This is a genomic window from Streptomyces sp. NPDC127197, assembly GCF_042672405.1.
Taxonomy (GTDB): domain Bacteria; phylum Actinomycetota; class Actinomycetes; order Streptomycetales; family Streptomycetaceae; genus Streptomyces; species Streptomyces flavusporus.
In genome coordinates this window covers 36,228-50,587 of the sequence record NZ_JBHXVG010000048.1, presented here as the reverse complement: position 1 = coordinate 50,587, position 14,360 = coordinate 36,228, and the positions used below count along the sequence as shown (strand labels likewise).

The window sequence follows — 14,360 nt, the reverse complement described above, 5'->3', positions numbered from 1 at the left end:
GGGCGAGGTCATCAAGACCGTCCCCGAGTCCAAGATCGTCGAGACGCTCATCGAGGAGGCCATGAAGCTGGCCGAGCAGATGGAGGCGGACGGGGCCGCAGCGGGCGCTCCCACCGGCACGGGGAAACCGGCAGTGACGGTGAGTTGAGGGAAGGCACGGACCGAGAGGGGGCCGAGCGTGACGATTCTGGAGAACATCCGGGGACCACGCGACGTGAAGGCGCTGTCCGAGGCGCAACTACGCGAACTGTCCGACGAAATCAGGGAGTTCCTGGTGCAGGCGGTGGCCAGGACCGGCGGCCACCTCGGGCCCAATCTGGGGGTGGTGGAACTCTCCGTCGCGCTCCACCGGGTCTTCGAGTCACCGGTCGACCGCATCCTGTGGGACACCGGACACCAGAGCTACGTACACAAACTGCTGACTGGGCGTCAAGACTTCTCCAAGCTGCGCGGCAAGGGCGGCCTGTCCGGCTATCCGTCGCGCGAGGAGTCCGAGCACGACATCATCGAGAACAGCCACGCCTCCACCGCGCTCGGCTGGGCCGACGGACTCGCCAAGGCCCGCCAGGTGCAGGGCGAGAAGGGGCATGTCGTCGCGGTGATCGGCGACGGCGCCCTCACCGGTGGCATGGCCTGGGAGGCGCTGAACAACATCGCGGCCGCCAAGGACCGGCCGCTGATCATCGTCGTCAACGACAACGAGCGCTCGTACGCGCCGACCATCGGGGGGCTGGCCAACCATCTCGCGACGCTGCGCACCACCGACTCGTACGAGAAGGTCCTCGCCTGGGGCAAGGACGTACTCCTGCGCACCCCGGTCGTGGGAGGCACGGTCTACGAGGCGCTGCACGGCGCGAAGAAGGGCTTCAAGGACGCCTTCGCGCCACAGGGGATGTTCGAGGACCTCGGCCTGAAGTACGTCGGCCCCATCGACGGACACGACATCAAGGCCGTCGAGTCGGCGCTGCGGCGCGCCAAACGCTTCCACGGGCCGGTGCTGGTGCACTGCCTCACCGTGAAGGGCCGCGGCTATGAACCCGCCCTCGCGCACGAGGAGGACCACTTCCACACCGTCGGCGTGATGGACCCGCTGACCTGCGAGCCGCTGGCACCCTCCAACGGGCCGTCGTGGACCTCGGTGTTCGGCGACGAGATCGTCAGGATCGGTGAGGAGCGGGAGGACGTCGTGGCGATCACGGCGGCCATGCTGCACCCGGTGGGTCTTGCCGAGTTCGCCCAGCGGTTCCCGGACCGGGTGTGGGACGTCGGCATCGCCGAACAGCACGCGGCGGTCTCCGCGGCCGGCCTCGCGACCGGCGGACTGCACCCCGTCGTCGCCGTCTACGCCACCTTCCTCAACCGCGCCTTCGACCAGCTCCTGATGGACGTGGCGCTGCACCGCTGCGGGGTGACGTTCGTCCTGGACCGGGCGGGCGTGACCGGCGTCGACGGGCCCTCCCACAACGGCATGTGGGACATGTCGATCCTCCAGGTCGTGCCAGGGCTGCGGATCGCCGCGCCACGCGACGCCGACCAGCTGCGGGCCCAGCTGCGTGAGGCGGTCGCCGTCGACGACGCGCCGACGCTCGTGCGCTTCCCCAAGGAGTCGGTGGGGCCGTGCGTCCCGGCCATCGACCGGGTGGGCGGCATCGACGTACTGCACTCTTCGGATCCTTCGGATGTCCTGCTGGTCGCCGTCGGCGTGATGGCGCCGGTCTGCCTGCAGGCCGCCGAGCTGCTCGAAGCACGCGGCATCGACTGCACCGTGGTCGACCCCCGCTGGGTCAAGCCCGTCGACCCGGCGCTGCCCGGCCTCGCCGCCACCCACCGGCTGGTCGCGGTCGTCGAGGACAACAGCCGCGCCTCCGGGGTCGGCGCGGCGGTGGCGCTCGCGCTGAGCGACGCCGAAGTGGACGTGCCCGTACGGCGGTTCGGCATCCCGGAGCAGTTCCTCGCGCACGCCAAGCGCGGTGAGGTACTGGCCGACATCGGCCTCACGCCGGTCGAGATCGCCGGGCGGATCAGTGCGAGCCTGGCCGTCAAGGAGGAGCTGTCCAAGGAGACCGACCTCCACGCGGAGCTGTCCGGGGAGACGGCTGTGACGGAAGAGCTGTCCAAGGAGACTCAGCCATGACAAGCGCGGAATCCGCGTCCCAGCCGCCGGAGTCGGGGCCCGAGAAGGAGTTCGACCTCGGTGCGCTGCTGGCCCAGCGCGGAGCCGAGCGCTACGAGCTGCACGCGCGGTACCTCAACCACCAGCTCCCGCGCATGCTGCACACGATCGGCTTCGACAAGGTCTACGAGCGGGCCGAGGGCGCCTACTTCTGGGACGCGGACGGCAACGACTACCTGGACATGCTCGCCGGCTTCGGAGTGATGGGCCTGGGCCGCCACCACCCCGTGGTCCGCAAGGCGCTGCACGACGTCCTCGACGCCCGGCTCGCCGACCTCACCCGCTTCGACTGCCAGCCGCTGCCCGGCCTGCTGGCCGAGCGGCTGCTGGCGCACAGCCCGCACCTGGACCGGGTGTTCTTCGGCAACAGCGGCACCGAGGCCGTCGAGACGGCACTGAAGTTCGCCCGGTACGTCACCGGCCGGCCGCGGATCCTGTACTGCACGCACGCCTTCCACGGACTGACCACCGGCTCGCTGTCCGTGAACGGCGAGTCGGGCTTCCGCGACGGCTTCGCCCCGCTGCTGCCCGACACGGCCGTGCCGCTCGGCGACCTCGACGCCCTGGCCCGGGAACTGAAACGGGGTGACGTCGCCGCCCTGATCGTCGAGCCCATCCAGGGCAAGGGCGTGCACGAGGCCCCGCCCGGCTATCTGCGCGCCGCCCAGGAGCTGCTCCACCGGCACAAGGCGCTGCTCATCGCGGACGAGGTGCAGACCGGACTGGGCCGGACCGGCGACTTCTACGCCTACCAGCACGAGGAGGGCGTCGAGCCGGACCTGGTGTGCGTGGCCAAGGCCCTCTCGGGCGGCTATGTGCCGGTGGGCGCCACCCTGGGCAGGGACTGGATCTTCAAGAAGGTCTACTCGTCGATGGACCGGGTGCTGGTCCACTCGGCCAGCTTCGGGTCCAACGCCCAGGCCATGGCGGCGGGCCTGGCGGTGCTGTCGGTGATGGAGAACCAGCAGATCGTCGCGGGCGTGCGTACCACCGGCGAGCTGCTCAGGTCCCGGCTGGCGGCGCTGACCGACACGTACGAGATGCTCGCGGACGTCCGCGGCCGGGGACTGATGATCGGCATCGAGTTCGGCCGGCCCCGGTCGCTGAAGCTGCGCAGCCGCTGGGCCATGCTGCAGGCCGCCCGCAAGGGGCTGTTCGCGCAGATGGTGGTCGTACCGCTGCTGCAGCGACACCGGATCCTCACCCAGGTCTCCGGCGACCATCTGGAGGTCATCAAGCTGATCCCGCCGCTGATCATCGGCGAGCGGGAGGTGGACCGGTTCGTCGACGCGTTCACAGCCGTGATGGACGACGCGCACAACGGCGGCGGGCTGGTGTGGGACTTCGGGAAGACGCTGGTGAAGCAGGCGGTCGCCAACCGATAGCATTTTTGCCTTATAGGCAAGAAATTTGCCCACTGGGCAAGCCTTCGGCTGAATGGAGGCATGAACTCCTCCGCCTCCGAGCCCGGGGCCGAGCCGGCCGACGGTCTGCCGGTGGTCGCCCCGCAGCTCCGCGCCCTGCGCCGGCGGGCCGGCCGCACTCTGGAGGCCGCCGCCCGCGGCGCCGGACTCTCGCCCGCCCATCTCTCCCGGCTGGAGACCGGGCAGCGTCAGCCCTCGCTGCCGATGCTGCTCGCGCTCGCCCGCATATACGGTACGACCGTCTCGGAGCTGCTCGGTGAGACGGTAGCCGACCGGGACGCCGTCGTGCGCGCGGCCGACATGGAGCCGACGGGTGCGGGCGGCTGGACGTACTGGCAGGCCGGCGCGCCCGGCCGCGGCATGCAGGCGCTGCGCGTCCAGGTGCCGTACGGCTCGCAGGGCGACATCGTGCGCGTGCACCCCGGTGAGGAGTGGCTGTACGTCCTCAAGGGCCGCCTGCGGCTGCGCCTGGGGGACACCGCGCACCTGCTCGCACCGGGGGACAGTGCTCACTTCGACTCGCTGACCCCGCACCGCATCGCCGCCCAGGACCCCGACGGGGTCGAGCTCCTCTTCGTCCACACCCTGCTGCAGAGCCCCACGGCCGCGCTGTGCCTCGGCCCCCTCACGGGAGAAACGCCATGAGCGACATCGAGCAGAAGTTCCCGCGGGCCATCTGGGTCCGGCTGTTCATCTACATCGTGGCGGGACATGTCTTCGCCGCCTTCCTCTACCTGCTCTTCGAGGTGGGGGCGAAGTAGGGCCGCACTCGGGTCCGGCTCAGTCGAGCAGTCGCGCGCGCAGCCGGTCCCGGGTCTCCGGGGCGACCCCCAGCCCTTGTTCCAGGTAGGTGTCGACGCCGCCCCACGTCTCCTCGATGGTCTCGATGGCCGCCGTCAGATACTCGGCACGCGCGTCGAAGAGAGGGCTGAGAAGCTCCATGACCTCGGGGGAGTAGGCCGAGGCGGAGGTGCTGCTGCGGTGCACCTTGTAGCGGCGGTGCTTGGCGTTCGACTCCAGGTAGTCGGCGAGGATGGCCTCGCGCTCCACGCCGAGGGCGAGCAGCGTGACGGCGATGGACAGGCCGGCGCGGTCCTTGCCCGCCGCGCAGTGCATCAGGGCCGGGACGCTGTCCTCGGCGAGTGCGTGCAGCACCTGGGAGTGCTCGGTCGTGCGCTCCTTGATGATCGCGCGGTACGAGGTGATCATCCGGTTCGCCGCCTTGCCGTCCGCGAGGATCGTGCGCAGCTGGTCCAGGTCGCCGTCCCGGACCATCTTCCAGAACTCGGCACCGTCCGCGGGGTCCGTCAGCGGCAGGTTCACATTGCGCACGCCCGGCAGCTCGACGTCGGGGCCCTCGAGCTTCTGGTCCGCCGCGTTGCGGAAGTCGAAGATCGTGTGCAGTCCGAGGGAGCCGAGGAACTCGGCGTCCTCGTCGGTGGCGTGCGCGAGGTGACCGCTGCGGAACAACACCCCGTACCGCACCCGTCGGCCGTCCTCCGTCGGCAGGCCGCCGACGTCACGGAAGTTGCGCACTCCGGCCAGTTCGGGCTCGGTCGACGGCACCTGCTGCGTCACGGGGGCTCCCTCCCATCGGCCCCGTCGGCGCGGCTCGTCGACGGGCACGCAGTCGACGATACGACATGGATTCCTGGGGCAATGAGTTGTCCAAAGGAGGTCACAGCCCGTCGGACGAGTTGTCCACAGGCGTTGCCCCGGACGCCCGCGGCCCTTGATGATGTTGGTGCTTGAGTGGAGCTGTCGGAATCTGTGAGGGCCTGATGTTGGAGATCGCCGAGAACGGGCGTACGTGGCTGCTGTCGGGGCCCACGAGCAGCTATGCCGTCCACCTCACCGACGACGACGAGCTGCTGCATCTGCACTGGGGCCCGCGGATCGCGCTCGCCGACGCCGAGGCCCTCGCCGTGCGCCCCCTGCCGGACTACTGGCCCTTCGAGTCGCCGCTCGACGGGCGCGAGGAGTATCCCGTCGAGGGCGGCCCTCGCTTCGTGCGGCCCGCCCTGTCCGTGCGCACCGACGAGCGGCGCGGCACCGAGTGGGGTTTCGAGGCCCATGAGGCCGCGGACCAGGAGCTGCGGCTGCGCTTCCGCGACACCGGGCTGGCGATCACCCTGCACTACCGGATGCGTGATGACGTCGTGGAGCGCTGGGTGACCGTGCACAACGACGGGCCCGAGGCCGAGCTGCTGCGTGCCGACTCCGCGACCTGGACCCTCCCGGACCGCGACACATGGCGGCTGTCCCAGCTGCACGGCCGCTGGGCCGCGGAGTCCCGGCTCGTGCGCTCCCCCCTCACCTACGGTGAGAAGGTCATCGGCAGCCGCCGCGGACACACCGGCCACCAGCATCTGCCGTGGGTGGCGCTGGACACCGACGCGACCGAGGAGCGCGGCGAGGTCTACGGCTGCGCCCTCGCCTGGTCGGGCTCGTGGCGGATCGCCGTCGCACAACTGTCGGACGCGCGCGTGCAGATCACCGGCGGAGCCGGCTACGACGACTCCGGCCTGCTGCGGCTGGCGGCGGGAGAGTCCTTCACCACCCCTGTCTTCGCCGGCCTCTGGAGCGACGGCGGCTTCGGCGGTGCCAGCCGCGCCTGGCACGCCTACCAGCGCGCCTACGTCATTCCGGACGCCGAGCGGGACCGGCCGGTGCTGTTCAACTCCTGGGAGGCCACCGAGTTCGACATCAGCGAGGAGCAGCAGCGGGCGCTCGCCCGGCGGGCCGCGGCGATCGGCGTCGAGCTGTTCGTCGTCGACGACGGCTGGTTCGGGACGCGCACCAGCGACCGCGCCGGGCTCGGCGACTGGACACCCAACCCCGACCGCTTCCCGGCCGGGCTCAAGCCGCTCGCCGACGACGTGCACGCGCTCGGGATGCAGTTCGGGATCTGGGTCGAGCCCGAGATGGTCAACCCGGACAGCGAGCTGTACCGCGCCCACCCGGACTGGGTGCAGTTCCAACCGGGGCGAAAGCGGACAGAACTTCGCAATCAGCTCGTACTGAACCTTGCGCGGGAGGATGTGCAGGACTACCTCTGGGAGCAGCTGCACGGGCTCCTGTCCAGCGCCCCGATCGACTACGTGAAGTGGGACTTCAACCGTTGCTTCACCGATGCCGGCTGGCCCGGTGAGCCATATCCGCAGCGGCTGTGGGTCGACCATGTGCGCGCCGTGTACGCCCTGTTGGACCGGCTGCGGGCGGCTCATCCCGGTGTCGCCTTCGAGTCCTGCTCGGGTGGCGGCGGTCGCATCGACCTCGGTGTGATGAGCCGTACCGACCAGGTGTGGACCTCCGACAACACCGATCCGCTCGACCGGCTCGCCATCCAGGACGGCTTCAGTCAGATCCACCCCGCGCGCGTGATGGCCGCCTGGGTCACCGACAGCCCCAACACCCAGCTCAACGGCCGGATCAGCTCGCTGCGCTTCCGCTTCGTCAGCGCCATGGCCGGGGTGCTCGGCGTCGGGGGCGACCTCACTCGGTGGACCGACGAGGAGCTCGCGGAGGCCCGGGACTGGGTGGCGCTCTACAAGGAGATCCGGCCACTCGTGCAGCGCGGGGACCTCCACCGGCTGCGGCCGCCACGGGGCGGGCTGAGCGCCGTCCAGTACGTACGCGGCGACGAGGCCGTCGTACTCGCCTGGCTTCAGGCGCAGAGCTACGGGGAACCCGTCCCGGCGCTGCGGCTGCGCGGTCTCGACCCCACCGCGTCGTATGAATGCCGCGAAACGGGCGAAGTGCACCGAGGTGCCGTACTGCTGCACCGCGGACTGCGCACCGGACTGCGAGGTGACCTCGATGCGACGGTTCTCCGACTGCGCCGCATCTGACTCTTCTGTCCGAATTAGCCTCTTCATTCCAACTCGCTCGGGAATAAAGGAACCTGGAGCGATGTCACGTGAGCAGCGTCATATCCGTGACCGTGAGTCGCTCGTCATGTCCACGTAATTCAAGCGCTTTTCAAGGGCATTTGCGGAACGTGACGGTTCCGGAATTCACGGAGGGTGACCGTGAATTCGGTGAACTGATCAAGAAGTAGGCGTTCGTGCGGAACCTCTTGCTTGTCCCGTTGCGTCTTGTTCGCTTACGTTCCACACCGATCCGGGCGGACGCCTAATCCTGCCGCCGCCCGGTGCCCGCGCAAACTCACCCGTGTACGGCAGGAGCGGGGGACCCACAGGTACAAATGCCTGTTCCGGTCTCCGGAACGGCTAGGGGTACAGCCGCGTTTCGGCGCGGCCGGGCATCTCCAGCCCGCACCCGACAGCTCACCTCGCAGGCGCCGGAGAGGAATTCGCCATGCCCGCGAAGGGTAAGCACCGCCGTCCGAAGACCCAGCGTTTCACCCGTTCCATCGCCATTGCCGGAACCGGTGGCGCCGCACTCGCCCTCCCTCTGATGGGGGCCGCCGGCGCCCATGCTGCCACTGCGCAGTCCGCTCCGGAAAACGCCGTTCAGTCGGTCGCCGCAGAGAAGGCCGCCGCCCAGAAGAAGGCCGCCGAAAAGAAGTCCGCCGCGAAGAACGCCGGTGTGAAGACCTATTCGGTGAAGATCGGCGACTACCTTGCGAAGATCGCCGAGGATCAGAACGTCAGCGGTGGCTGGCAGAAGCTCTACCAGGACAACCGTGAGGCAGTCGGCGACAACCCGTCGCTGATCCACCCCGGCCTGAAGCTCACGATCGGCAAGAAGGCCGCGGCGAGCACGGACAAGCCGTCGTCCACTTCGCCCTCTTCCTCCTCTTCGTCGGAGTCGTCCGAGGCGTCCGAGTCGTCCGAGGCGTCGAAGTCGACGAACTCGACGGAGTCCTCGGCGAAGTCGTCCGACCAGTCGTCCGCCGAGTCCTCCTCGTCGAACGCGTCGACGGCCACCCAGAGCGCCGCCGGCACCTCCACCGGCTTCTCCGCCCCCGTGGACAGCGCCGCCGTCAGCACCGCCTACAAGGTGGCGGGCAGCATGTGGTCCAGCGGCTACCACACCGGCGTCGACTTCGTCACCCCGACGGGCACCCCGCTCAAGGCCGTGGGCGCCGGCACGGTCGTCTCCGCGGGCTGGGCCGGTGCGTACGGCAACCAGGTCGTCATCAAGCTGGCCGACGGCTACTACGCCCAGTACGCCCACCTGTCCTCGCTGTCCGTCTCCAGCGGCCAGACCGTGACCGCGGGCCAGCAGATCGGCTTCTCGGGTTCGACCGGCAACTCGACCGGCCCGCACCTGCACTTCGAGATCCGCACCACGCCGGACTACGGCTCGGACGTGGACCCGGTCGCGTACCTCCGCTCGCACGGCGTCTCCGTCGGCTGACGCACGCGCCTCGCACACCGCCGAAGGCCGGACCCCGATCCCCGGGTCCGGCCTTCGGCGGTGTGCGGACGCAGGGGTTATTCCGCAGTTGACCAACCTTTTGGCAGTGGCTTATCTCACCGCCCGTCAACCCCTTCCTACGGTCGCGTAGGTCACATTCGACGCGGAATCATGTCCCGACGTGGCAGACGATTCGAAGAATGACAGCAGATCAGTGATCGGGTCGTACGTGGCGGTGGGGGACAGCTTCACCGAGGGCGTAGGCGACCCCGGCCCCGACGGGGCGTTCGTCGGCTGGGCCGACCGCTTCGCCGTACTGCTCGCGGACCGCCGAGCCGAGGGCGACTTCCAGTACACGAACCTCGCCGTGCGCGGAAAACTGCTCGACCAGATCGTGGCGGACCAGCTTCCGCGGGCCGTCGAACTCGCGCCGGACCTGGTCTCGTTCTGCGCCGGCGGCAACGACATCCTCCGGCCCGGCACCGACCCGGACGACGTCGCCGAGCGCTTCGAGCGGGCGATCGCCGCGCTGACGGCCGTCGCGGGCACGGTGATGGTGACGACCGGCTTCGACACCCGGGGCGTACCCCTGCTGAAGCACCTGCGCGGCAAGATCGCCACCTACAACGGGCATGTGCGGGCCATCGCCGACCGGTACGGCTGTCCGGTGCTCGACCTGTGGTCCCTCAGGTCCGTTCAGGACCGCAGGGCCTGGGACGACGACCGGCTGCACCTCTCGCCCGAGGGGCACACGCGCGTGGCGCTGCGGGCCGGTCAGGTCCTCGGCCTCGCCGTCCCCGCCGATCCGGAGCAGCCCTGGCCGCCACTTCCGCCGCGCGGCACGCTCGACGTCCGGCGGGACGACGTCCACTGGGCGCGCGAGTACCTGGTGCCGTGGATCGGCCGCCGATTGCGCGGCGAGTCGTCGGGCGACCACGTGACGGCGAAGGGGACGCTGTCGCCGGACGACATCAGGATGCGGATCGCGTCGGTGGCTTGAGGCACATCCGTGGCGGACGCCAGGGAGCGGGTCGTTCCGATCGCCTACGTCGGACCGGCCCGCGTCCGGCGCGGGCGGGCGTACGCCATGAACCGCAACCTGGTCCTCGCGGACGGCTCACGACCGCCCGGCCGACGGCACCTCAGTCAGTCCCAGCTCGCGGGCGAGCGCCTCGTCGACCCACTCCTGGGCCCGGGCGCGGGAGACCGCGCCCGCATACGACGTCAGCTGCACGGCGAGGCCGTCGAGCAGGGCCGTCAGCCGCAGCGCCGCGCCCATGGGGTCCGGGCAGCGGAACTCGCCGGCGGCCACGCCCTCGGCGATGACCTCGGCGATCGCCGCCTTCCAGCGCCTGTCGAGGTCCCGGGTGACCTCCTGCAGGGCCGGCTCACGCAGGGCGGCAGCCCAGCCCTCTATCCACAGCCGCCAGCCCTTGGCCTGGCCCGTCGGGGCGTACCAGCGCACGGCCGACCGCAGCCGGCGCAGCGCCGTCGTGCGCCGGCCGAGCAGCTTGCTCAGCTGGGCCAGGTCGTCCTCGGCGGCGTATGCGAACGCGGCGGCGACGAGCTTCTCCTTCGTCGAGAAGTGATAGAGCACCAGCGCGTTGCTCACGCCGAGCGTGGAGGCCACGTCGGCGATCCGGACCGCCGCGACACCCCGCGCCTCGATCTGCTCCACGGCGGCGCGCAACAACTCCTCGCGCCGTTCCGCCACGCTCAACCGCACTCTCGCCACGCGTTCACCCTAGGCCCTGTCGCACATCGGTGCGCACGCGCGCGCGTGCGGCCGTCACCGGTACCAGCCGTAGCGTTCCGCGAGTACCGGGAGCCGGGCCGCCGCGACGGCGTGCGCGGCGGTCCGTGGTGTCGTGCCGTCGGTCTGCGCGCGGGACAGGACGAGGTCGACGAGAGCGCGCATCGAGTGGCGCGTGTACGTGAACGCCTCGTCCGCGTCGGCGCTGATGTCGCCGAAGAGGGTCCACCACCACCAGGCGTTCGTCCCGGAGTTGACCACCACGTCCGGCAGGACCGTGACTCCGCGCGCGGTCAGCAGCTCCTCCGCCTCCGGCAGTACGGGCATGTTGGCCGCCTCGACGATCCAGCGGGCGGTGATCCGGTCCTGGTTCGTGGTGTCGATCGCGTAGGAGACTGCCGCCGGCACCAGCACCTCCGCGTCGGCGGACAGCCAGGCGTCACCGGCCGGTTCACGGTCCCCGGGCCGCAGTACGCCGCGGTCCACCACGCCGTACGCGTCCCGCGCGGCGAGCAGCGCGTCGACGTCGAGCCCGTCGGGGTTGGCGATGGTGCCCTTGATGTCGGCGACCGCCACGATCGTCAGACCCGCGCGCGCGAGGAACCGTGCGGTGGCTCCACCCATGGTGCCCAGCCCCTGTACGGCGACCCGCGTCCCGGCATACGGCACTCCGGCCCGGTCGAGGGCCGTGAGCAGCGACTCGGCAACCCCGCAGCCGCCGACCAGCTCGTCGAGCCCGATGCCGTCCACCTCGACCGCGAACGCGTCGGCGAGCCTCTGCCTGGCGGTGGCCTCGTCGTCGAGCAGCGGATACACGGCCTGGATCGACGAGACGAGCCCCGCCTCGGTGGCGGCCCGGTCCACGAGGTCCTGGGTGAGGCCGAGGTCCTCGCCCGTGGTCCAGCAGCTCTCGACGTACGGCCGCACGGCCCGCAGGTACCGCACCAGGATTCCGTACGCCTCAGGGTCCCGCGGGTCGCAGTCGATACCGCCCTTGGCGCCGCCGAGCGGGACGTAGCGGCCCTCGGGGTTGTAGTGCAGCGCCTCCTTCACGGTCATGCCGCGCGCGAGCCCGGTGACCTCGTCCACCGTGCAGCCCGCGCGCATCCGCAGCCCGCCGCTGGCGACGCCGCGCACCAGCCGGTCGACGACCAGGAAGCCCTGGCGGCCGGTGACGTGGTCGGTCCAGGTGAGCGACAGCAGGGGGGCGGTCATATGGAGACTCCTCGGGGCGGATCGGCCAGTGATTACTGACTCCTGGTTCAGTATGGGGCCTGGTCGGCGCGGGAGTGTCGGAGGGGCGGACCATAATGGGAGGCCTTACCGACTCCACCTGGAGGTACCGTGGCCGGTTCCCGTTCCCTGAGCTCCGGGCTCCGCGCACTGCAGCCCGAGGCCTTCGGCGCGGATCCGAGCGGTGAGCGCATGGCGCGCATCCGCAGATCTCCCTACTTCAAGGACGGGGTCTTCCAGAATCCCGGCGGCCCCTCCCGGACCCGGCCGTCGGGGTCGCCACTGGACTTCGCGAAGAAGTACTTCGACAAGGAAGACCGCACACGCCGCTCCCCGAAGGGTGCGGTGCCGGTGCACGCCACCACGCTCGCCGACCTCGCCAAGCCGCCGGCCACCGGTCTGCGGCTGACCTGGATGGGCCACTCCAGCGTCCTCGCGGAGATCGACGGACAGCGGGTGCTCTTCGACCCTGTCTGGGGCGAGCGCTGCTCACCGTTCGCCTTCGCCGGCCCCAAGCGCCTGCACCCGGTGCCGGTCCCGCTGGCGGCGCTCGGCCCGGTCGACGTCGTCGTCATCTCGCACGACCACTACGACCACCTGGACATGCCCACGATCAAGGCGCTGGCCGGCACGGACACCCTGTTCGCCGTCCCGCTCGGCGTCGGCGCACACCTCGAGCACTGGGGCGTGTCCGCCGAGCGGCTGCGCGAACTGGAGTGGCACGAGACGACGCGGGTCGGCGGGCTCACCCTGACCGCCACCCCCGCCCGTCACTTCTGCGGCCGTGGCCTGCGCAACACGCAGCACACGCTGTGGGCCTCCTGGGTCGTGGCGGGGGACGAGCACCGGATATTCCACAGCGGTGACACCGGGTACTTCGAGGGCTTCCAGGACATCGGCGCCGACTACGGCCCGTTCGACGCGACGATGATCCAGCTCGGCGCGTACAGCGAGTTCTGGCCCGACATCCACATGACTCCGGACGAGGGCATGCGCGCCCACCTCGACCTTCAGGGCGGGGAGCCGGGCGGCGTGCTGCTGCCGATCCACTGGGGGACCTTCAACCTCGCCCCGCATGCCTGGGCCGAGCCCGGTGAGTGGACGATAGACGCCGCCGGCGCGGTCGGACAGGCGGTCGCCGTCCCTGTTCCGGGCGAGCCCTTCGAGCCTGCTGGAATCCTCCCCACGCGCCCCTGGTGGCGGGATGTGTCCCTGCCGCTGAACCGCAAGTGGCCCGTTCCGGAGATCACGCCGGAGGCGTCTCGTGATGACCTCGACCTCGTGGGTGAGGGCTGACCGTGGATGATCTGAAGCGCGTGACGGAAGTCCTTGCAACCATGTCGGAGGCCGAGCGAGAGGGGGTCCTGCGGCTCATCGACGGGCCGCCGCGTCGGCAGAGTCAGGAACGGGCGTCGGAGTTCCGGCCGTTGCCCTCCGCCTGCTGTACGGGCGTGAGTGTGCGAGTAACAGTGAGTGGCGCATGGAGCCGCGACAGAAAGGATTCCGGCGCGACAGATGGCGTACGTCAGGGACTCTACGCAGTGCCTGGCCCGTGATCGGTCCGGATCTTGGATCGGAGGGTGATGCGGACTGGCCTCCCGCCGAAGGCGAGGACCGGTAGCAGTGCCCAGGCGGCACGCCGGCCCGGTGATCAGCTGGCCCCCATGCGGCAGACGATCGGCCTTACCGGCCGTCTCCGGGACCCGGGCCTGGCGGGTGCACTTCAGGGCGTGAGCGCGTAGCTGGTTGCAGGGTGTCCGAGTCAGGAGTGGCGGTCGTGGAGTGGCAGTTCATTCCGTGGAAGCGGCGTGTCTTCCCGCTGGGGGGGGGGAGCCGCCCGAATCCGACCGTTACGGCTGGCCGATGACGTCCCTCTTCACCACCCTTGGAGGCATCGACATCGGTTCACCCCCTGCGACCGCACGACACAGCAGCGGCTCGCAAGGGCCGTCCTCCCGTCAACATGCAGATTCCCACCGGGAAATGAGCGACAGGGCCCCCTGCTACGGTGAACCGATGGCATCGGTCAAGCAGTTCCAAGTCACCTTCGACTGCGCAGAACCTGAGCGCGTCGCTCGTTTTTGGTGCGAGGTGTTGGGGTACGTCGTACCGCCGCCACCGGAGGGGTTTGCCACTTGGGACGATTTCGATCGCTCGCTGCCGCCTGAGGATCAGGGTTCATGGTTCGCATGCATTGATCCCTCAGGTGTGGGCCCGCGACTGTTCTTCCAGCGCGTTCCCGAAGGCAAGGTCGTCAAGAATCGGCTGCATCTTGACGTGCGGGTCGGCACCGGACTCGTAGGTGAAGAGCGCCTGGCCACGCTTGAGGCCGAATGCGCACGACTGGTCACGCTCGGCGCGGTACGCGTGCGACTACTGCCTGCCGATGACGACAACGAGTCGTGCATCGTGATGCAGGACATCGAGGGCAACGAGTTCTGTCTCGACTGAG

Annotated in this window: 12 protein-coding genes, 1 pseudogene and 1 riboswitch; of the genes and pseudogenes, 10 read left to right on the top strand and 3 right to left on the bottom strand. The window is 70.0% G+C overall.

Annotated features, from left to right (window positions below):
- From ACFVJQ_RS39700 to ACFVJQ_RS39680, 5 genes and pseudogenes are all read left to right on the top strand, one after another.
- Positions 1–148, top strand: a pseudogene (locus ACFVJQ_RS39700) (4-hydroxy-3-methylbut-2-en-1-yl diphosphate synthase); the annotation flags it as partial.
- A gap of 30 nt (positions 149–178) precedes the next feature.
- Positions 179–2,134: a 1-deoxy-D-xylulose-5-phosphate synthase gene (gene dxs, locus ACFVJQ_RS39695; RefSeq protein WP_385516658.1), complete on the top strand. Its 1,956-nt coding sequence runs from the start codon at positions 179–181 to the stop codon at positions 2,132–2,134.
- Positions 2,131–3,558 (top strand): aspartate aminotransferase family protein, encoded by a 1,428-nt coding sequence (locus ACFVJQ_RS39690; protein WP_385516660.1) that lies wholly within the window; start codon positions 2,131–2,133, stop codon positions 3,556–3,558. The genes dxs and ACFVJQ_RS39690 overlap by 4 nt, the downstream gene beginning before the upstream one ends.
- Before the next feature lie 60 nt (positions 3,559–3,618).
- The gene (locus tag ACFVJQ_RS39685) at positions 3,619–4,242 is read left to right on the top strand and encodes a helix-turn-helix domain-containing protein (protein ID WP_385516662.1); all 624 of its coding nucleotides are present in this window, start codon (positions 3,619–3,621) and stop codon (positions 4,240–4,242) included.
- Entirely contained in the window at positions 4,239–4,358 is a 120-nt protein-coding gene (locus ACFVJQ_RS39680; RefSeq protein ID WP_224734064.1) for a DUF6126 family protein, read from the top strand. Before ACFVJQ_RS39685 ends, ACFVJQ_RS39680 begins: the two co-directional genes overlap by 4 nt.
- Before the next feature lie 19 nt (positions 4,359–4,377).
- On the opposite strand, the gene ACFVJQ_RS39675 is transcribed toward ACFVJQ_RS39680, so the two are convergent.
- Entirely contained in the window at positions 4,378–5,175 is a 798-nt protein-coding gene (locus ACFVJQ_RS39675) for a tyrosine-protein phosphatase (protein ID WP_385516664.1), read from the bottom strand.
- A 203-nt stretch (positions 5,176–5,378) separates the two neighbouring features.
- On the opposite strand from ACFVJQ_RS39675, the gene ACFVJQ_RS39670 reads away from it, so the two are divergent.
- The 3 genes from ACFVJQ_RS39670 to ACFVJQ_RS39660 all read left to right on the top strand — a co-directional run bounded on the left by ACFVJQ_RS39670 (position 5,379) and on the right by ACFVJQ_RS39660 (position 9,922).
- Entirely contained in the window at positions 5,379–7,448 is a 2,070-nt protein-coding gene (locus tag ACFVJQ_RS39670; RefSeq protein ID WP_385790660.1) for an alpha-galactosidase, read from the top strand.
- 307 nt (positions 7,449–7,755) lie between these two features.
- Positions 7,756–7,913, top strand: a riboswitch (cyclic di-AMP (ydaO/yuaA leader).
- A gap of 4 nt (positions 7,914–7,917) precedes the next feature.
- A complete protein-coding gene (locus ACFVJQ_RS39665) occupies positions 7,918–8,922 on the top strand; it encodes a peptidoglycan DD-metalloendopeptidase family protein (RefSeq protein WP_385790655.1) in 1,005 nt (334 codons plus the stop codon).
- A 214-nt stretch (positions 8,923–9,136) separates the two neighbouring features.
- Entirely contained in the window at positions 9,137–9,922 is a 786-nt protein-coding gene (locus tag ACFVJQ_RS39660; protein ID WP_385516713.1) for an SGNH/GDSL hydrolase family protein, read from the top strand.
- Positions 9,923–10,039: 117 nt separating this feature from the next.
- On the opposite strand, the gene ACFVJQ_RS39655 is transcribed toward ACFVJQ_RS39660, so the two are convergent.
- Entirely contained in the window at positions 10,040–10,657 is a 618-nt protein-coding gene (locus ACFVJQ_RS39655; protein ID WP_385790653.1) for a TetR family transcriptional regulator C-terminal domain-containing protein, read from the bottom strand.
- A gap of 54 nt (positions 10,658–10,711) precedes the next feature.
- A complete protein-coding gene (locus tag ACFVJQ_RS39650; RefSeq protein WP_385516669.1) occupies positions 10,712–11,890 on the bottom strand; it encodes a Glu/Leu/Phe/Val dehydrogenase dimerization domain-containing protein in 1,179 nt (392 codons plus the stop codon).
- Between the two features lie 129 nt (positions 11,891–12,019).
- Here ACFVJQ_RS39650 and ACFVJQ_RS39645 point away from each other — a divergent pair, with 129 nt between their 5' ends.
- On the top strand, positions 12,020–13,204 hold the full coding sequence (locus tag ACFVJQ_RS39645) for an MBL fold metallo-hydrolase (protein WP_385790651.1): 1,185 nt from the start codon (positions 12,020–12,022) through the stop codon (positions 13,202–13,204).
- A 720-nt stretch (positions 13,205–13,924) separates the two neighbouring features.
- The gene (locus ACFVJQ_RS39640) at positions 13,925–14,359 is read left to right on the top strand and encodes a VOC family protein (RefSeq protein WP_385790650.1); all 435 of its coding nucleotides are present in this window, start codon (positions 13,925–13,927) and stop codon (positions 14,357–14,359) included.
- Position 14,360 lies beyond the last annotated feature (1 nt).